A 19,271-nucleotide genomic window follows, 5' to 3' on the forward strand; every position below is an offset into this window, starting at 1 on the left:
GCTGAAGGTAAGAACGACCTAAAAATCAACCTAACGGACAGCTACGGCCAAGAGCAAGAAATCAACATCAGCGCAAAGGCGGGTGACGATATCGAAGAGCTTGCGACTTACATTAACGGCCAAACTGACCTAGTGAAAGCCTCAGTAGACCAAGACGGTAAACTGCAAATCTTCGCTGGCAACAACAAAGTTGAGGGCGAGGTCGAGTTTTCAGGCGGTCTATCTGGTGAACTAGGCTTAGGCGAAGGCAAAAAAGTAACAGTAGATACTATCGACGTAACCTCAGTTGGTGGCGCACAAGAATCTGTTGCTATCATCGATGCGGCACTGAAATACGTAGACAGCCACCGCGCAGAGCTAGGTGCATTCCAGAACCGTTTCAACCACGCAATCAGCAACTTGGACAACATTAACGAGAACGTGAATGCGTCGAAGAGCCGTATCAAAGATACAGATTTCGCGAAAGAAACGACGGCAATGACCAAATCACAAATTCTATCGCAAGCGTCAAGCTCAATCCTTGCGCAAGCGAAACAAGCGCCTAACTCAGCGCTAAGTCTGCTAGGTTAATCAATTTAACAAAGCAAGAAACCAAAGCCAGGCTCATCCCTGGCTTTTTGCTTATTGGCTATAACGATTCAGATGTGTCCTGACAGTATGTTCGATAAGGCATTCATATCGATTAGATGATCTCTTTAAATTCCAATGTTTCTGCGATGGTGGCGCAGAGACACCTGAGTCAAGCAGCTGCGCAAAATGTTGAGTCACAACGCAACCTAACTTCGGGGTTTCGAATCAACTCGGCGAGCGATGATGCGGCAGGTTTACAGATATCGAATACTCTCCATGTACAAACGAGAGGGCTTGATGTCGCCTTAAGAAATGCGCACGACGCTTTTTCTGTTGCTCAAACAGCGGAGGGAGCATTGCACGAAAGCAGTGACATATTGCAACGCTTACGCTCTCTGGGGCTTCAAGCAGCAAACGGCAGTTATGACTCAAGTGATCGGCAAAGTATTCAATATGAGGTCGTAGCGCTGCAAGATGAGCTTGATCGTGTCGCGATCACGACAACATTTGCGGATAAAAACCTGTTTGATGGATCTTACGGTTCACAAAGTTTCCATATTGGCGCGAACGCTAATTCAATCTCTTTGACGTTACGTAACATGCGTAGCCATATCCCAGAGATGGGAGGGCAGCATTATGTTGGTGATGCGGTCGATAAAGATTGGCGAGTCACTAAAGATAACCAAACCCTAAAAGTCGAATACCAAGACAGTAAAGGGCAAACCCAAACGGAATCCATTGGACTCAAATTGGGTGACCGCATAGAACAGGTCGCCACTTACATCAATGCTCAACAATCGATAGTGAATGCTTCAGTAACGGAAAACAACGAACTGCAATTCTTCGCTTCTACGATGAAGGCGCCAGAGGGTGTGGTTCTCGAAGGGAGTTTAGCGGATGAGCTTGATGTGAGCGCTGGTCAATTAGTCACAATGGATGACATCGATATGTCGACGGCAGGTAAGGCGCAGCTTTCAATTGGGGTGATTGATGCAGCAATTAAGTATGTTGATTCGCACCGGAGTGAAATTGGCAGCTTTCAGAACCGTGTAAATGGTTCGGTGGATAACTTAAATACTGTGAATCGGAGTGTTACAGAATCCAAGAGTCGAATAAGAGATACAGACTTCGCAAGAGAATCTACGGAAATGGTGCGTTCTCAAGTGCTCCAAGATGCGACAACTGCATTACTCGCTCAAGCGAAGCAAAGGCAGAGTTCGGCACTTGGATTACTTAGCTGAGCGGATTTCATTGATGTAAGTCGATCAGAAACAAAATTTCAGGTAATAAAAAACGCTGCCAATGGCAGCGTTTTTTCGTGTTCGATTAAGTAAAAATTACTTAGTTACACGTAGAACTGGAGTTTCACCAACAGTTACAGAACCAGAAAGCTTGTTTAGCTCTTTGATTTCGTCCATGTTAGAGATAACAACTGGAGTTAGCGTTGACTTCGCTTTCTCTTCTAGAAGAGCTAGATCGAATTCAATTACAGTGTCGCCAGCTTTAACAGTTTGACCTTCTTCAGCGATACGCGTGAAGCCTTCGCCTTTTAGTTCAACTGTGTCGATACCGAAGTGAACGAAAAGCTCAACACCGTCGTCAGACTCGATAGAGAACGCGTGATTAGTTTCGAAGATCTTACCGATAGTACCGTTTACAGGAGCTACCATTTTGTTGCCTGCTGGCTTGATAGCAATACCGTCACCAACGATTTTCTCAGCGAAAACAACATCTGGCACGTCTTCGATGTTTACAATCTCACCAGAAAGTGGCGCGATGATTTCGATAGCACCAGCGTCAGCGCTGTCATCAGATACAAGCTTCTTAAGTTTGTCAAACAGACCCATTGTGTCATGCTCCTAAGGTTTGGTTTTATTCTGTCGAATTATAGTATACCAATATAGCTCATTAGACGACTTTTTTCGCCGTCTAATGGCCATTAAGTATTGAATTACTTGGTACTACCGATTACTGAGCTTTCTCAGCAATAAACTTTTCTACCACGGCTTCGATTTCTTCTGCTGTCGGTAGAGAAAGGGCTTCTTCAGCCATTGCTTTCACTTCTGCGAAGTTAGAGTTACGAACAACTTTCTTCACTTTAGGGATTGAAATGCCGCTCATTGAGAACTCGTCCAGACCCATACCTAGAAGTAGAAGTGTTGCACGCTCGTCACCTGCAAGTTCACCACACATACCAGTCCATTTACCTTCTGCGTGAGAAGCGTCGATAACTTGCTTGATCACTGTAAGTACAGCTGGTGATAGTGGGTTGTATAGGTGAGAAATCATCTCGTTACCACGGTCAACCGCTAGCGTGTACTGAGTTAGGTCGTTTGTACCGATAGAGAAGAAAGACACTTCCTTCGCTAAGTGGTGTGCGATCGCAGCAGCAGCAGGAGTTTCAACCATAACACCGATTTCGATGTTTTCGTCGAACGCGTGGCCTTCAGCGCGTAGCTCTTCTTTGTACTCTTCGATCGCTTTCTTAAGCTCACGGATTTCTTCGACAGAGATGATCATTGGGAACATGATACGCAGTTTGCCGTGTGCAGAAGCACGTAGGATGCCACGTAGCTGATCACGAAGGATTTCACGACGATCTAGACTGATACGTACAGCACGCCAACCTAGGAATGGGTTCATCTCTTTTGGAAGATCCATGTATGGGAGATCTTTATCGCCGCCGATATCCATAGTACGGATGATCACAGCTTGGCCGTTCATTGCTTCCGCAACTTCTTTGTACGCTTGGTACTGTTCTTCTTCAGTTGGTAGCGCAGTACGGTCCATAAATAGGAATTCAGTACGGTACAGACCAACACCTTCACCGCCGTTACGAAGGATACCGTCACAGTCTTTCACTGTACCGATGTTACCGCAAACTTCTACACGGTGACCGTCAGTCGTTTCTGCGTGTAGGTCTTTCAGTTTCGCTAGCTCTTCTTTTTCAGCTAGGAATGCTGCTTTAACCGCTTTCGCTTCTTCTAGCTCAGCTTCTGATGGGTTAACAACAATCTTGTTGTTCATTGCGTCAAGAATCAGCATGTCGCCATTCTTAACTTTCTTCGTGATGTCGTTAGTACCAACGATAGCTGGAAGCTCAAGTGAGCGAGCCATGATTGAAGTGTGAGATGTACGACCGCCGATATCACAAGCAAAACCAAGCACGTAGTCTAGGTTGATTTGTGCAGTTTCAGATGGCGTTAGGTCGTAAGCAACAAGAATTACTTCTTCGTTGATATCGCTAAGCGAAACAATGTTGATGCCTAGTGCGTTCTTAACAAAACGAGAACCGATATCGCGGATGTCAGTTGCACGCTCTTTTAAGTATTCGTCGTCTAGAGACTCAAGAGCACATGCTTGCTCTTCGATCACTGAGTGGATAGCGTGATCAGCAGTCATCTTGTCGTTTTTGATAAGTGCTAGGATTTCCTCTTCTAGCTCTTCGTCTTCAAGAAGCATGATGTGACCTTCAAAGATCGCTTCTTTTTCTTCGCCAAACGTTTCAAGCGCTTTTTGCTTGATAGTTTCTAGCTGAGCTGCAGATTTGTTACGAGCGTCAAAGAAACGCTGAACTTCAGCTTCTACTTGATCGTCAGAAATAGTGTTTGTGTTTAGGACAATTTCATCTTCTTGAAGTAGTAGTGCTTTACCGATTGCAATACCAGGAGATGCTAGGATGCCTGAAATCATAGCCTTACCTTAAGTTTGGTCAACTTTATAAAACGGGAGAATAATGGGTGCGCTAACGAATAGTTTTAGCTTAGTTTTGAGCCTATTTCCAACGAAGCCATTTTGCTTTCACAAAATGGCTTCTGGAGTAGGAGACCGGATTAGTGTAGTTGGTCCATTAGAGCAACTAGGTGGTCAACTGCTTGCTGAGCTTGTGGGCCTTCAGCAGAAATAGTAACTTGAGTACCTTTTACTAGGCCTAGTGTTTGTAGTTTGAACAGGCTCTTAGCGCTAGCGCTTTTACCGTTAGAAGTCACAGTGATGTCTGCGTCGAATGCTTTTGCTTCTTTAACAAACTGTGCAGCTGGACGAGTGTGAAGGCCGTTTTCTGCTGTGATTTCTACTTGCTTCTCGTACATGTGATATACCCCAATAAATGTATTTTTTTGTTAGTTTGTGACCAGATTTTAGCTTAACTGCTTTACATCTTGTGCGCTAGCACGGGAAGAGTTCAAAGCGCGTCAGTTCTGATACTAGTCAAAAGTTTGGTAACTACGCAACTGTTTGCGTGCGTAATCACTTTGAAACCTTTTTGTGTTCTGCTTCTTTATTTTGAAGCTAGAAATAAAACACCCTGATATTACCAAAGGTAGGGCAGGGATCAACAAAAAAGCCCCTAAACGGGGCTTTTTTAAACTAAAAATTGATTTGAACACATATTATTGTTGGTTCTCTTTTTCGGTAAAGATACCTGCAAAGAGTGCTGTACTTAGGTAACGCTCACCGGAACTTGGCAAGACAGTTACAATTGTTTTTCCTTCAAATTCAGGTAGTTCCGCAAGTCGGTTCGCTGCAACAACCGCTGCGCCAGATGAGATACCAGCTAGGATACCTTCCTCTTCCATTAGGCGACGAGCCATCTCAATCGCTTCTTCTGAGGTAACTTGCTCAACACGGTCAATAATGTCTAAATCGAGGTTACCAGGGATGAAACCAGCACCGATACCTTGAATTTTGTGTGGGGCAGGTTGGATTTCTTCGCCAGCAAGTGCTTGTGCAATAACCGGAGACTCTGCTGGCTCAACTGCAACAGAAGTGATGGCTTTGCCTTTTTCACCTTTGATGTAACGGCTAGTACCTGTGATAGTACCGCCCGTACCAACACCAGCAACGAATACGTCGATTTCACCGTCTGTCGCTTCCCAAATCTCAGGGCCCGTAGTCTTTTCGTGGATTTCTGGGTTCGCTGGGTTGTCAAATTGTTGAAGAAGTAGGTACTTCTCAGGGTTGCTTGCTACGATTTCTTCTGCTTTAGCAATCGCCCCTTTCATGCCTTTCGCCGCTTCAGTCAGCTCAAGGTTCGCGCCTAGTGCTTTTAGTAGCTTACGGCGTTCTAGGCTCATTGATTCAGGCATGGTTAATGTTAGCTTGTAACCGCGAGCAGCCGCTACGAATGCTAGAGCAACACCAGTGTTACCACTGGTAGGTTCTACAAGCTCTACACCTGGCTTAAGAAGGCCCGCTTTCTCTGCTTCCCAAATCATGTTTGCACCGATACGGCACTTAACACTGAAGCTAGGGTTACGCGCTTCAATTTTTGCGAGAACTTTGCCTTTACTTACTTTGTTTAGACGAACGAGAGGTGTATTACCAATAGTAAGAGAGTTATCTTCGTAGATTTTGCTCATAGTGATGTTCCTTCATTACACGTTGTGTGAATATGGATAGAAGAATATGCGGTATGAAAAAAAGGGAAAAGGATTAAAAAGTTATATCTTATTAGGTTGGCCCAGAACTTGATAAAAGAAAAGGGAAAAGCTGGCGCTGATCCCTTTCCTTAATCTCTAATCGACTATCGTTGGTGCTTAAACTCCGCGACCCACATAGCGGTTGCACCACATATTGCTACAGGCATGACAATGAGGTTCAAAATTGGGATCGTCGTAAACACAGACACCAATACCCCAAAGCCATAGGCCTTACCTTGCTTTTGTTTCAATTTGTAACGCATGTCGTTAAATGGGATTTTATGGTTATCAAACGGGTAGTCACAATATTGAATCGCGAGCATCCAGGCGGTAAAGATAAACCATAAAAATGGGCCTACTGTTTGTCCAAGGGCAGGGATGAGCAATAACAGGAATAGGCCTATTGCTTTAGGTAAAATGTAAAGGAGCTTTCTCCACTCACGAGCTAAAACGCGAGGAACATCTTTCAGGACGGCAGTGAAACCATCATCATTTACCTTTTGTCCCGTTAAGTACTCTTCCACTTTTTCAGCCAAGAGGCCATTGAATGGCGCGGCGATAAAGTTCGCGAGCGTGCTGAAAAAATAGGAGAAGGTAGCGAGTATCGTCAGAGCGAGTAAAGGCCAAAGAATGTAAGTTAACCAGGATAAAAACTCAGGCAGCTGCCCAATCCAGCCTTCTATCCATATATTAAGGTTTGAAAATAGATAGAAGATGGCACCACCTACAAGCAAGATATTTGCAAGTAGAGGTAAGATGACAAAGCGCCTGATTTTAGGGGCAAGTGCCAATTGTATCCCGTATAGAAAATAACCGAACCCGGTTCTCTGCTGATTGTTTTGCTTCATGTCTATTTTGGCTTCGTGTAAATGAAAACTCATTGTACCTGTGAGGACTTTTCTTTCAATGCCCTGACAAATGACGTCTTGTTAAGTGGAATCGTGGCAAGAATCACAACAAAAAACGGAACTTCTTGCATTAAGTTGTTCTAAATCTACATATAGTTTTGGTAAAGTAAACGTATCATTCAGATTTATTGCACTTGGGTTGCTGCTCAAGGAACTGCGAGTAGTAAAAACAAGTATATTGAGAGTAAATAATGCAGGAATTGCGATTCGTACTCATTGTTGTTGGCGCATTAGCCATCGCGGCATTACTGTTTCATGGTTTATGGAGCAGTAAAAAAGAAGGCAAAGCAAAGTTTGGTAACAAGCCACTTGGTAAGCTGGATGTTGACCAAGAAGACAAAAATGATCTTGTTGAGAAAGAACGAGACTTCGCTCCCGCTCCTGAAGATGACTTTGAGATCATTCGCAAAGATCGCAAAGAACCAGATTTTGGGATGGCGAGCTCTTTCGACAACAAGTTTGAATCTGACCCGTTATTCGGTGGTCCATCTGAAGTCAAACAGACGCAGCAGGAGCCGGATGACATCCCTTCATTTGTTGCAGAAAAAGATAAAGAAGAGGACGTTGAGCCTGTTGTTCAAGCAACAGTAGCTGAAGAGCCATTCCAGCCTGCTGTGGAAGAAGACGTTATTCCCGCCGCGTTTGATATTACGGAGAAAGAACAGCAAGTCGAAACGGTTAGTGAGCCTGTCGTTGCAGAGCCTAAGGAAGAGCCAAAGCCAGAACCTGAAATGCAAGTGATTGTATTGAATGTGCACTGTGCTGGTGAAGAGCCATTTGTTGGTACTGCTTTATTTGAAAGTATGCAACAAAACGGTCTAATTTATGGCGAGATGGATATTTTCCATCGTCATGTTGACTTGTCCGGTAACGGCAAAGTGCTGTTTAGCGTCGCTAATATGATGCACCCTGGTACGTTTGAGCATGCTGATCCTGCTGAGTTTACAACGAAGGGTATTTCATTCTTCATGACATTGCCTTGTTATGGCGAGGCTGAACAGAACTTCAACTTAATGCTCCGAACTGCGCAGCAAATTGCTGATGACTTAGGTGGTAACGTACTTGATGACCAGCGCAACTTAATGACGCCAGATCGTTTAGCATCTTATCGACGTCAAATAGTTGAGTTTAATGCCGCTAACGCATAATCTTAACAGCAAATAATAATAGGGCTCCGGATGGAGCCCTTTTTCTTGGATTTCCCAACCTCACCGATTGAAAATACACGGGGCTTTACTATGTCTGAATCAGTACTTCAGCGACTAGAAGAACTAAAAGAGTCGTTGCATTACCACGCTGTGCGTTACTACGTGGAAGATAACCCAGAGATCCCTGATGCCGAGTACGACCGTTTAATGCGAGAGTTACTGGATATTGAAGCTGAGAACCCTGACTTAATAACCGTAGACTCGCCAAGCCAACGTGTCGGTGGACAACCTCTCTCTGCGTTTAGCCAAGTGACACATGAAGTACCGATGCTTTCGCTTGATAACGCGTTTGATGATAGTGAACTTGATAGTTTCCACAAGCGCGCACAAGAGCGCGTGGGCAGCCAGAGTGTGAAAGAATACTGTTGTGAGCCTAAATTGGATGGACTCGCCGTAAGTTTGTTATATGAGAATGGCGTATTAGTTCAGGCGGCCACTCGAGGCGATGGTACTACGGGTGAAAACATCACAGAGAATGTGCGTACGATTAAAGCCATTCCTTTAAAACTCAGAGGTAATGACTGGCCAAATCGTCTTGAAGTTCGTGGTGAAGTCTTTATGCCGAAAGCTGGGTTTGAAAAGCTCAATGAATTAGCAAGGAAGAAAGGCGAGAAAATCTTTGTTAATCCACGTAACGCTGCGGCAGGTAGCTTACGACAATTGGATTCACGTATTACGGCTTCTCGTCCGCTTAGCTTCTATGCATACAGTGTAGGCGTGGTGCAAGGCGCAGAATTGGCAGCAAGTCATTACGAACGCTTTTTGCAAATCAAATCTTGGGGACTGCCAATGTGTCCGGAAACTAAGCGAGTTGAAAGCTTGGCGGATGTAAAAGCTTACTACCAAGATATATTGCAGCGTCGTGATGCCCTCCCTTATGAGATCGATGGTGTCGTTATTAAAATTGACGATATTGCCGTGCAAGAGCGTCTGGGGTTTGTTGCTCGCGCTCCACGTTGGGCGATTGCCTACAAGTTCCCAGCACAGGAAGAAATGACGACACTGAATGAAGTGGAGTTCCAAGTCGGTCGCACTGGTGCGATTACACCTGTTGCTAAACTAGAGCCTGTATTTGTTGGCGGGGTAACGGTAAGTAATGCGACGCTTCATAACGCAGATGAGATAGAACGTCTGCAGGTCAAGATTGGTGATCACGTTGTGATCCGCCGTGCTGGCGATGTTATTCCGCAAGTCGTATCTGTCATCAAAGAGCGTCGACCAGAAACAGCTCGAGATATTGTTTTCCCAACTCAGTGTCCTGTTTGTGGTTCGCATGTTGAGCGGATCGAAGGAGAAGCGGTAACACGTTGTATGGGGGGCTTAGTTTGCCAAGCCCAACGCAAACAAGCGCTAAAACACTTTGTTTCTCGTAAAGCGTTAGACGTTGACGGTTTAGGCGATAAAGTGATCGAGCAGCTTGTTGATCGTGAGATGGTGAAAACTCCTGCTGACTTATTTAAGTTATCAGCGGGGATTTTAACCGTACTAGATCGCATGGGGCCAAAGTCTGCGCAGAATATTGTGAATGCGTTAGAAAAATCCAAAGAAACAACTTTACCTCGGTTTTTGTATTCACTGGGGATCCGTGAAGTTGGCGAGGCAACCGCAGCAAACTTAGCAATGCACTTTAAAACGTTGGGAGCGATCCAAAATGCTACCGAAGAGCAGTTGATTGAAGTGCAAGACATCGGTGCTGTGGTTGCTCAACATATTACGACTTTCTTTAGTGAAGAACAGAACCAAGCGGTGGTTAAAGATTTGCTTGAACAAGGAATTCATTGGCCAGAGATTAATACTACTGAGCAGGTGGGGGAATTACCATTAGAAGGTAAAACAGTAGTATTAACGGGAACACTTTCTCAACTGGGGCGTACAGAAGCCAAAGAAGCCCTCCAAGCACTGGGGGCTAAAGTGACGGGTAGTGTTTCTAAGAAAACCGATATTTTGTTTGCTGGTGAAAATGCAGGTTCGAAGCTCGCAAAGGCACAAGAACTGGGTATCGAAATTAAAACAGAACAAGACTTACTCGAACTGATGAATTAAGTCTTCTCAAAAAAGCTAAAAAATAACTAAAAGCCCCGTATGGTAAGCATGCGGGGCTTTTTATTGTTCATAATTAAGTGTTTTTTTATTGAGTAATTGATGCCTTTGTTCTTTTCAGTGATCAAGATCGAACCTTGGGTTATTGGTTTTTTTGGCTTTTTTAGTCTGCGAGTGACTTCAAGTTGATACTTTTAAGTTCAATTTAAGTGTTTGATTTTAAATGACAATTTGTTGTGTTGTGTTGCTGTTGTTAAAAATAAGATCTGGATCAATAAGTTATATGGAACTTTGGAGTGGCTCATATTTTTTTAGAAAAAAAATAAGTTCCATTTGGATGTTTTTAGCTGCGAAGTTAGTCTTAATCACGTGGATACACGGTGTGTATGCAGGAACTAAAAAAAGCCAAATTAGAAATAATGAGGTTTGATCAGGAATTTACTTCTCTCCTTCGGCGGCCAACTAAAGGTGAGATAGAAAAATACAGCTATATCCATTTTTAGGAGTTTTTCCATGGACAAATTTTTTAAGGTTTCAGCGTTAACCGCAGCAATGTTTGGTGTTGTTGCTGTCGCTCCAGCTACAGCGTCTACTGAAAGTGCAGCAGGTGGCGAGTACGTAGAGAAAGTGAACGAATTTATGCAAGACTCAAGTCTGAATGCATTATTCATAGTTGATACTCGTTCACGAACTCGTACAACAGGTAAGCCCGGCGGTGAAAATGGTGACCGTTGGAGTCGTCTAAACTACTCTTCTTACAACGCAATTTTAGACTTCACTTCTGGCTACCACGATGGTTGGGTGGGCGCAGATGTTGCGGCTTACTACTCTGGCGATCTTTACAACGATAGTCTTTACAATTCAAACGAAGGCTACCTATGTAACGAAATCTCAACTTGTAACAACCTAGACTGGGGTGCAGGTGATGGTCAGCAGCTTAAAGTTTACAAAGCAGCGCTGAAATTCAAAGCAAACGAAAACTTTAATGCTCGTTTCGGTATGTTACAGGCTGGTGGTAACGGTACAATCGGTAACGTTTGGAGCTTTGTACCTGGTACTTACCGTGGTTTCGAACTAAACGCTAAACTTGGTGATTTCAACCTAAGCTACTTTGGCGCAGACCAATTTACAGCACCTTGGCTGCTTCACGAAGATGATTACGCACCAGCGCTTTGGTCTGACACTTCATGGAGCTACCTACACTCTCTAGGCCTAAACGGTAACCTAACTGACAGCTTGTTTATGCAACTTGGTTTGGGTCAAGCTACTGGCGTTCAATATGCAAATGGTGTTGACTGGGGTGCAGGTCAAGTAACTAGCTACCACAACGAAACTGACAACACTTCTTACAAGGCTTACTTGAAGTACACTGTTAGTGACCGTACAACTCTAGCATTTGATTTCTACGGTGTTGACGATGATGTGAAATACGATGGTCTAGGTTTCCACACTGGTCTATCTTTGAATCAATCTTTCGGCAAGCTAGCTTGGATGTCTGAGTTGCGCTACACAGACACAGATAACCGTGCGGACTTCGTTCCTCGTACTATTCATACATATGGTATGAACAATGGTACTTGGTCTCAGTGGTGGGACGCGCTGTCTGACTGGAACAAAGCGGGTGAGCTAGCATGGTACAACCGTCTATCTTACAACCAAGGTAACGGCTGGAACTACTACCTAGGCTTTGGTTACGGTACTGGCGCTGACTCTGCAGCAAGCGGAGCATCAGGTGACTGGGATTACGAAAGCGAATACGCAGTTAACGCAACAGTATCTTACTCACTACAAAGTGGCGCGCTTAAAGGTTCTACCATTCGTTTACACGGTACAATCCTAGAACGTGATGAGTACGCAGGTGCTGGCGATGCGGATGAAACAGACTTACGTCTACAAGTTCTTATCCCTTACAGCTTCCACTAATACTTAATGAGATAATAAAAGGAGCCGCTAGGCTCCTTTTCTATTTCACTTCTCGGCCGTCGTATATTTTGCAATATAACGGTGGCAACATATGTACATTACCGTTTGGCAACTCACACTTTATCTCTGGGCCTAACGTACGACCACCGGATGCACCATTAGCATGAGTGGTTAACGGAATTATGGCAAAAGATATTACTAATAGACCAGATAAAAATCTCATAATAATCACCTTAATATAAACTTTAAATATCTACGTGCTTGTATAAACCGTGACTACGCAGAAAGGCAAGGTTGAATAGGGCTATTATATCAAACTAAGCTCTTACTTCTTTACTATTCCCATTCCCCACCTCTAAATCGACACATTTCACTTGGAATATTCGTAACGTCGCCACTTGGCATCTTACATTCGACTATAGGTCCCAAATTAGTTGTACCGCCGTTTCCGTTGTTGTAGGCAAAGGAAGAAAAAGAAAAAATACCGCACAACATTAAAAAGAGAAGCTTATTCATAGTACATCCTCTTACTTACCAAATAAAAAGCACTCAACTTAAATGCTTATGCGTTAAGTATGTATCCGAGGATAAAAAGATCAAAAAATAATTCAATAAAGTTTTATTTTTTAAAATAAATTTAGATCGATAATTTACCTAGATATATTTCTATCTTATTGATTGTCGTGTGTTGAATAATTAAATAATAGGAAATGGTAGGTAGGGTATTAATAATATTACTAATACTTATTTTTTTCTCGATTTTAATTAAGGTAATGAAATGAAAGCAGTTGTTTAGATTAAAGTAATGGAGCATGATTTGCCCCATTACTTTGGCATAAATTAATTAGAATCAGGCTCAATGATTAAAATAATACCTTCAACATCGGTGATTCTTACGCGGGTACCGGCTGGAAGTGCTTGATCCGATTGTGCGGACCATGTGGTATCGGCTACCTTGATGCGATTGAGCCCGACGGAAAAGTCTTCTTCAAGGATAAGAGTACGCCCAATTAACTGCTTGTACTTTTGGTTCAGATCTCTTTCTTGGTCTTCTTGCTTGTCTTTAGACCATTGTCGTCGCCACCAAAGCCAGGTGGTGATTAAGCTGAAGCTTGCAAAGCAAAGCCATTGCAATTGCCAGCTCATTGGCAAAACGGTCATGAGTGCTCCAACGATAAGTGCAGACATCCCGAGCCAGAGAAAATACCCTGCGGTACCAAGTAGCTCAACTGCTAAAAGAGCAAAGCCAAACGCTAGCCAATGCCAGAAAGAGATACCTTCCAACAAACTAAAAAAGTCCATAAATTATTCTTTATCTTGCTGTTTAAACATTTCTGCTATCCCTGCAACCGAGCCCATTAGTCCGGTTGCTTCTAATGGAAGCATAATGATTTTACCATTTTCGGCTTGACCAATGCTCTTGATCGCTTCGGTATAACCCTGTGCAATGAAGTAATTGACGGCTTGCATGTCACCTTTTGCAATGGCTTCGGAAACCATGTAAGTCGCTTTTGCTTCTGCTTGCGCGGCACGCTCACGTGCTTCTGCATGGAGAATAGCAGACTGCTTTTCGCCTTCAGCTTTTAATATCTCTGATTGTTTATGACCTTCGGCCTTTAATATCTCAGCTTGGCGAACCCCTTCTGCTTCAAGAATTTCCGCACGCTTATTACGCTCGGCTTTCATTTGCGCATTCATTGCAGCGGTCAGATCGGCTGGTGGCTGGACATCTTTAATCTCAATTCGTGTGACTTTTACGCCCCAAGGGTTTGTTGCTTGGTCAACAATCGCCAACAGCTTAGAGTTGATCATGTCGCGTTGGCTCAGCATTTCGTCCAGTTCCATTGAACCTAAAACGGTACGAATGTTCGTAAGGGTCAAGTTTCTAATAGCGTGTTCTAAGTCGTTGACTTCATAAGCCGCTTTTGCAGCATCGATCACTTGAACAAATCCGACAGCGTCAATAACCACGTTAGCGTTATCTTTTGAAATGACCTCTTGCGCAGGAATATCGAGAACGCGCTCCATCATGTTTACTTTTTGACCAACTTTATCAACGAATGGAATGATCAAGTTTAAACCCGGCTTTAATGTGTGGGTGTAGCGTCCGAAGCGTTCAACTGTCCAGTTGTTTCCTTGCGGAACCGTTTTAATGGCTGAAGATAAGATAACGACAGCAAGAACGACGAAAATACCGATGGTGATCAGTGAATCAATTGGCATGAGTTATTCCCTTAAGTGCATAATATTCGATCCATTTTTACCTATTTATAGACAATAGACAATTGAAGTTCTGAGACCTTTGAGAGGTTATTGGTTTTTTATATGACAAAGGCCGGAAACACCGGCCTTTGTCATTGCATGGTTTTACTCTCGCTATTTTGCGGGGTATTCAATCCAACTTGAACCATCAAGAGAAACATAATATTTCCCTTGTACTTCAATCACAGTAGAGCCTGAGTTCTGCGCGACAACTCGTGTTTCTGGTAGGTTCTCTGTCAATATTGAAGGGCTAAACGTCTTACTTTGATAAATGTTTTTATCCAGGATATTCGAAACGAGCTGCGACAATGCCAGATAGCTAGATGGCTCGCTTACGTGTTCGGTGTCGCCCTGACGCTGAATTCCTTCTCCGAAGATTTTAATTCCTACCGGTGTATGAATGATTGTCGGTGCAGGAATTTCTCGCATACCCGAAATTTGCATGCGGTCTCCTCGCATTCCACCACCATGTTCTGGTACCAAAGCGACAACGATGTTGCGTTTTGAGGACTCTAAGGTTTTAAAGAACGCGTGGAGATCATCAAGCAAATTCTTAAGGCGCATTTGGTAGCTAGCAATAGATGTGCTTGAATTCGCATTGATGATCCTGTTGCCATCATGTAGTGAAATTGAGTTGTAGAGTGCCACGACTTTGTCGTCACTACTGTTAAGTCTTTGCTGCCACCAGTTATCCAATACTTGCTTATCGCGGAAGATCGAAGAGCCATCAAAAGATTTTTGGTAAGGAGTTAAGTCTTCTTGAGACATAAGAGCCGCTTGTAAGTCGCCGTCTTTTTTGATCAATTCAAGGAAGCTATCAAAGACACCATTGTGGTTCATCAGTAAATTTTCTGTGAAGCCTAGCTCTTTCAAACTTTCGAACAAGTAGCACTGCTTTGATGGTGCTGGCTGGAACAGTTGACTGTGTTCCTGTTGACCACAATTGGCTCGTAACAGACGAATGACCGCAGGCCCGCTGTATGACGTTGCAGAGCTAAAGTTGTCGAACATGATGTCAAATTCTTTGAATAGAGGATGATCGGCCAGTCCTGCAATTTCGATGTCATCCCACGCGACCGAGCAAATACTCAAGAACAACAAATCGAAAGGAGCATCCATTGCGCTGTTGGTATCGAATGCCACACGTCGAGAAGCTTCTTTAGAAAAGAAATCTGCAGTTAACGTGTTGAAACTGGCATCATTAATTTCCGTTATTTGAGGTTGTTTGCTAGCAGTAACCTCGGTTGTCGGCTGTTGTTGAGCTACTTCTGCAGCCACTGTTGTCTGGGGTTCAGTCGTCATAGGAATACTTATATAGACCATCGCAATAACCACAAAGACTGAAACTCTAACGAACTTGCTCAAAATAAAGTACGCACCACACAAAGCGAGCAATCCGAGTATTGCTTGGAATGATAAAAATCGTCCCAAAAGCTCGACCAGATAACTCAATTCAAACTGCATTAACTGTCCCGCTTGAGCCCAAAGACGGTCTAGAGGAGGTAGGTAAGAATCGTAATGCAAGAGCCACGCTGCGGCGACAAATACAACGATATGACGTACCGCATTTAGGCTTTTCATCGAGATAGGAAGCAGGATGAAGATCAACAGCGCAAAGTTTTCTATTGGATGGAAATCGATGATTCCTTGAAAATAGAGCGCTGTTTTTGCGATAAAGTAAATATTCCACCAGCCCAATCCTATAGTAGAGGGGGTAGAGTCATGAGAATGCGATATCATTACTTAAGCTTCTTAGTATTAGTGGCTGATGTATCTAGCTCAAAATAGCGCGAGCGTTTTAAGTGCTTGTGGTAAAAGCGTCGGGTAGCGTTTACTAGGTCACGGATAAAGTATCCTAGGAGTAGGCCAATACCTGAGCTGATAATCACGGTCAGTAAAAAATCGTTAATATTCATGAACGCTCCTTGAGCTCGATGGTTTTTTTCACAGCAAACAAAGGAGGAACATCAGTAATGGAGTTAGTGGCGGTATGGAATATTTTCCTCTCTGTCGCCAGAGCTGAAACGTCGTCGGATATGACGGCTTCATCTTGAACGATGAATTTTAACTCTGTTTCGATATCTAATTGAGTATCAAACGTGTGAGTTGAATGAAATAAGTCTCTCACTGGGAACTCAAATATATTGTTGAGTGCAATATCAATATCGCTATGTCGAATAGCACTGAACAAGACATATAGAGCTTTGTTGCAGGCTGTCACAACGTCGCCATCTCTTCGAATATGGCAAAGACGTAAACATTCCTCTGCCGTCATACCTGGTAATAAGTTCAGCTTGATAAGCGCAAAGTTCACATTTGAGTGTGTTGAGTGGGAAATGACGTCAATACAGTATTGGCTAAAGTCCTGGTTTTGTAAGTAGCCTTTGCTACCAAACTTAAGGTCATACTTTAAGAGCGCCTCTAAACTGTCAGGAATTGGGCGTGTAAGCATCTGGCCTTGAATTGCTTCAACCTGAGTCATAAAGCGCATTGGGGGGATTTGCGCGTGAGAAATGAAGTTTGCCCCCGAGCGAAGTAAGAACTTTTCATCTGCATATCTCAGACATTGTTGGGTCTCCCTGACAATAATCTTTAGCTGACGGCCATACGCGGACCTTAAACGGTAGCAATCTAACGCGATCTGTTGAACTTCGCTTTGGTTATCACAGCTGAAAACAATAGTTGAAGAGCGAGGGTTGTCTAGCATCGCTATGAGTCCTTGATTGCTCTCTGCCACACGCATCCCTTTTGGGGCTTTCACGCTTTCTCTGAAAGCTCTTCTGCTGACATAGATTCTATCGCTATCCGATTTGTCTTCTGGCATGACATGAGATTGATGCGTTTCGTAAGACGTTGCTTTTAGTGTTTTATCTTTAGTTTTAGTGAGAATGTATTCGTGTTGGGTAATTACACCGTGTTTATTGGACCAAAAATCCACAAGATAGCAGTAGCGAGCGTCATCTAATGATGTCATGGTCGCCAAACCTGCAATGTGTCTATTATGAGAAATAAGAATGGGCTTTAATAGTGAAGTCGTCAGATGCCCATATATACAAACACTAATAGTGATTTTTTTATTATTTGCCAGCTCATTTAAGCTTTGTAGAAAGACACTTATAAAATCATCATTAGTTGATGATAGTAGCGAGTCTGGAACAACTAATAGACATGTAGAAAACTTCTTTATGTTCGTTTGGTGAATGTCTTTAGCAAGATTTATAGCTTTGGGTGTTTTTTTTGTGAATTTATGACTAAGAAAAAAACACTGTTCAAGGTGGGTTTTAGATAAGTCATTGAATTTCATTAAGGCTTCATCATTCAATGTGGACAAAAAAGTTTCTTTGTCTGTAAAGCTTGTAAGTGAAGTGTTGTCATTTTCCGGTAGTGTACTGAACAAATAATCAATAAGCATCTGTTTATGAGTAAATAAGTTTACATAAACAGAGTTTATCTCTCGTTCGTTTTTAATAGCAGATGATTCAGAGAGTGATGACATAAAGAGCCTTAAATCAATAACTTAATGTGTTTTGTGAAGCTCACAATCCGTTGTATGCTAATCGTTACAATTTTGATTTTCTTAGTGACAAGAAAATGACGCTAAGATATTAAACGAAATTGATCAGAAATTAAAATAGTTATAGCATGTGCTTCACATGATGTTTATGAGTTTAAAATCAATAGTCTCTAAGTCTATGATTCTCATTTAAAATATTTAAATTTCTTATGTGTATTAAATGGATGGTAACAATTCATTATTGTAATCCTTTTTTCTGAAGTTAAATATTATTTAGGCCTTTGTTATTTATATGGGCTATAAATAAACTTATTCACATTCATCATCGTTCTATAAATATGAGACGCATAGGTCGATGCGTCAATTTTTTAACAATGGAATTTATACTGAAAATGATAGTGGCGGGATTGCTGTTATCTCAGTTTAAGCTCCGTTACATTGTGAAAAATTCTATGACTGAGTCTGCAAAAGATATTAATTCGATCTACTCTTCTTATAACTTAACTCAATACACGTATATTGAAACAACAGAAAACGAGTCTTACGTACAAGTTAAAAATAAGTGGCAAGTCTTCAAAGCCAACGGTGCTCGTAATGTTCTATCTTTGGTACGTAATACGCAGAAAAATTCAGAAACGGAAGCGATATGAAGCGCCTTCTATTTGTTAGTTTAAAAGGCGGCTGTGGCTCAACGACCGTCGCTGCGAATTTGGCACAAGCGTTAGTTAAGATAAATAAACAGGTACTGGCCATTGAGGTGGTGCCTAATAGTTTACTGCAAGCTCATCTTGGCTTGCCGAGGGAAGAGCAAGGAGGCTGGGCGAAACAACTTCTTTTAGATAAGCCTTGGACCCAGGCTGGTTATGAAAGCCCACAAGGTGCACTTTTTTTACCGTTTGGCCATCTGAATTCTGAGCAGTTAAAAGCGTTTTTTAATGAGCGTTCTCACTATCTATCAATGCTAGGTGAAATGACGTTGCAAGTGAGCGAAAACCGTGGTGAGCAGTGGCTGCTTTTTCACGCCGACTTAGCAGAGCTTACTGATCCTGAAGTGCGATCTTTTGTCGACTCAATGGATATGATTGTGGTGGTGGTAACGGCAGACGCCCTGAGTTATCTCACTCTTCAATCTTGGCTACAACATGAAGAGCTATCGAGATTGCTTCGCTCTGACAAATTACGTTTTTTGGTGAATAAGTATCAGCCAGAAACCGAAATTGGTCGTGATTTCATGTTGGTGCTGAAAAAGGAACTTAGCGAATCCTTGATTCCTGTTTCGATTCATCGAGATACGGCATTGCTTGAATGTGTGGCAAACCTGACGACCGTTCAACACTATTCGCCATCGAGCCAAGCCGCAAAAGATTTTCAGTCTTTTGCTTTTTGGTGTGTATCAGCGTTATCAAGCGCTCAGGACCAAAGCTAA

At 42.8% G+C, this 19,271-nt stretch carries 17 protein-coding genes; 7 read left to right on the forward strand and 10 right to left on the reverse strand.

The genetic code is table 11. The features are described from left to right. Positions 1–570, forward strand: a 570-nt coding sequence (locus R7E00_RS08550; RefSeq protein WP_206958538.1) for a flagellin, incomplete at its 5' end; no start/stop codon positions are given. 116 nt (positions 571–686) lie between these two features. After that, positions 687–1,811 (forward strand): flagellin, encoded by a 1,125-nt coding sequence (locus R7E00_RS08555; RefSeq protein ID WP_262606273.1) that lies wholly within the window; start codon positions 687–689, stop codon positions 1,809–1,811. Positions 1,812–1,907: 96 nt separating this feature from the next. Here the strand turns inward: R7E00_RS08555 and crr are convergent, their stop codons facing one another. The 5 genes from crr to cysZ all read right to left on the reverse strand — a co-directional run bounded on the left by crr (position 1,908) and on the right by cysZ (position 6,838). Continuing rightward, on the reverse strand, positions 1,908–2,417 hold the full coding sequence (gene crr, locus R7E00_RS08560) for a PTS glucose transporter subunit IIA (RefSeq protein ID WP_005382041.1): 510 nt from the start codon (positions 2,415–2,417) through the stop codon (positions 1,908–1,910). Between the two features lie 121 nt (positions 2,418–2,538). Continuing rightward, complete coding sequence (gene ptsI, locus R7E00_RS08565; RefSeq protein WP_005389298.1) at positions 2,539–4,263, reverse strand: phosphoenolpyruvate-protein phosphotransferase PtsI; 1,725 nt, start codon at positions 4,261–4,263, stop codon at positions 2,539–2,541. Between the two features lie 140 nt (positions 4,264–4,403). Further along, entirely contained in the window at positions 4,404–4,661 is a 258-nt protein-coding gene (locus R7E00_RS08570; RefSeq protein WP_005382043.1) for an HPr family phosphocarrier protein, read from the reverse strand. A gap of 300 nt (positions 4,662–4,961) precedes the next feature. Beyond that, the gene (gene cysK, locus R7E00_RS08575; RefSeq protein ID WP_005382045.1) at positions 4,962–5,930 is read right to left on the reverse strand and encodes a cysteine synthase A; all 969 of its coding nucleotides are present in this window, start codon (positions 5,928–5,930) and stop codon (positions 4,962–4,964) included. A gap of 164 nt (positions 5,931–6,094) precedes the next feature. Then, positions 6,095–6,838 carry a sulfate transporter CysZ gene (gene cysZ / locus R7E00_RS08580; protein ID WP_025998633.1) on the reverse strand — a complete coding sequence of 248 codons (744 nt, stop codon included), beginning with the start codon at positions 6,836–6,838 and terminating at the stop codon, positions 6,095–6,097. 251 nt (positions 6,839–7,089) lie between these two features. Between cysZ and zipA the strand changes: the two genes are divergently transcribed. From zipA to R7E00_RS08595, 3 genes are all read left to right on the forward strand, one after another. Then, positions 7,090–8,046 carry a cell division protein ZipA gene (zipA, locus tag R7E00_RS08585; protein WP_042523140.1) on the forward strand — a complete coding sequence of 319 codons (957 nt, stop codon included), beginning with the start codon at positions 7,090–7,092 and terminating at the stop codon, positions 8,044–8,046. Between the two features lie 90 nt (positions 8,047–8,136). Continuing rightward, positions 8,137–10,149 carry an NAD-dependent DNA ligase LigA gene (ligA, locus tag R7E00_RS08590; protein WP_017819968.1) on the forward strand — a complete coding sequence of 671 codons (2,013 nt, stop codon included), beginning with the start codon at positions 8,137–8,139 and terminating at the stop codon, positions 10,147–10,149. A 510-nt stretch (positions 10,150–10,659) separates the two neighbouring features. Beyond that, on the forward strand, positions 10,660–12,069 hold the full coding sequence (locus R7E00_RS08595; protein ID WP_005382055.1) for a hypothetical protein: 1,410 nt from the start codon (positions 10,660–10,662) through the stop codon (positions 12,067–12,069). 840 nt (positions 12,070–12,909) lie between these two features. Here R7E00_RS08595 and R7E00_RS08600 read toward each other — a convergent pair. The 5 genes from R7E00_RS08600 to bcsE all read right to left on the reverse strand — a co-directional run bounded on the left by R7E00_RS08600 (position 12,910) and on the right by bcsE (position 17,827). After that, a complete protein-coding gene (locus R7E00_RS08600) occupies positions 12,910–13,371 on the reverse strand; it encodes an NfeD family protein (RefSeq protein ID WP_017634826.1) in 462 nt (153 codons plus the stop codon). A gap of 3 nt (positions 13,372–13,374) precedes the next feature. Beyond that, positions 13,375–14,292, reverse strand: a complete 918-nt coding sequence (locus R7E00_RS08605) for an SPFH domain-containing protein (RefSeq protein ID WP_005382060.1) — start codon at positions 14,290–14,292, stop codon at positions 13,375–13,377. A 153-nt stretch (positions 14,293–14,445) separates the two neighbouring features. Further along, the gene (gene bcsG, locus R7E00_RS08610; protein WP_262606274.1) at positions 14,446–16,071 is read right to left on the reverse strand and encodes a cellulose biosynthesis protein BcsG; all 1,626 of its coding nucleotides are present in this window, start codon (positions 16,069–16,071) and stop codon (positions 14,446–14,448) included. Next, entirely contained in the window at positions 16,071–16,247 is a 177-nt protein-coding gene (locus R7E00_RS08615; RefSeq protein ID WP_017819966.1) for a hypothetical protein, read from the reverse strand. The genes bcsG and R7E00_RS08615 overlap by 1 nt, the downstream gene beginning before the upstream one ends. Further along, the gene (gene bcsE, locus R7E00_RS08620; protein ID WP_053303303.1) at positions 16,244–17,827 is read right to left on the reverse strand and encodes a cellulose biosynthesis protein BcsE; all 1,584 of its coding nucleotides are present in this window, start codon (positions 17,825–17,827) and stop codon (positions 16,244–16,246) included. The genes R7E00_RS08615 and bcsE overlap by 4 nt, the downstream gene beginning before the upstream one ends. Positions 17,828–18,297: 470 nt before the next feature. On the opposite strand from bcsE, the gene R7E00_RS08625 reads away from it, so the two are divergent. Continuing rightward, the gene (locus tag R7E00_RS08625) at positions 18,298–18,495 is read left to right on the forward strand and encodes a hypothetical protein (protein WP_021034149.1); all 198 of its coding nucleotides are present in this window, start codon (positions 18,298–18,300) and stop codon (positions 18,493–18,495) included. Then, the gene (bcsQ, locus tag R7E00_RS08630; protein ID WP_005382068.1) at positions 18,492–19,271 is read left to right on the forward strand and encodes a cellulose biosynthesis protein BcsQ; all 780 of its coding nucleotides are present in this window, start codon (positions 18,492–18,494) and stop codon (positions 19,269–19,271) included. The genes R7E00_RS08625 and bcsQ overlap by 4 nt, the downstream gene beginning before the upstream one ends.

Source organism: Vibrio sp. Vb1755 (assembly GCF_033338635.1).
In the GTDB taxonomy this organism is placed as follows: Bacteria; Pseudomonadota; Gammaproteobacteria; order Enterobacterales; family Vibrionaceae; genus Vibrio; species Vibrio alginolyticus.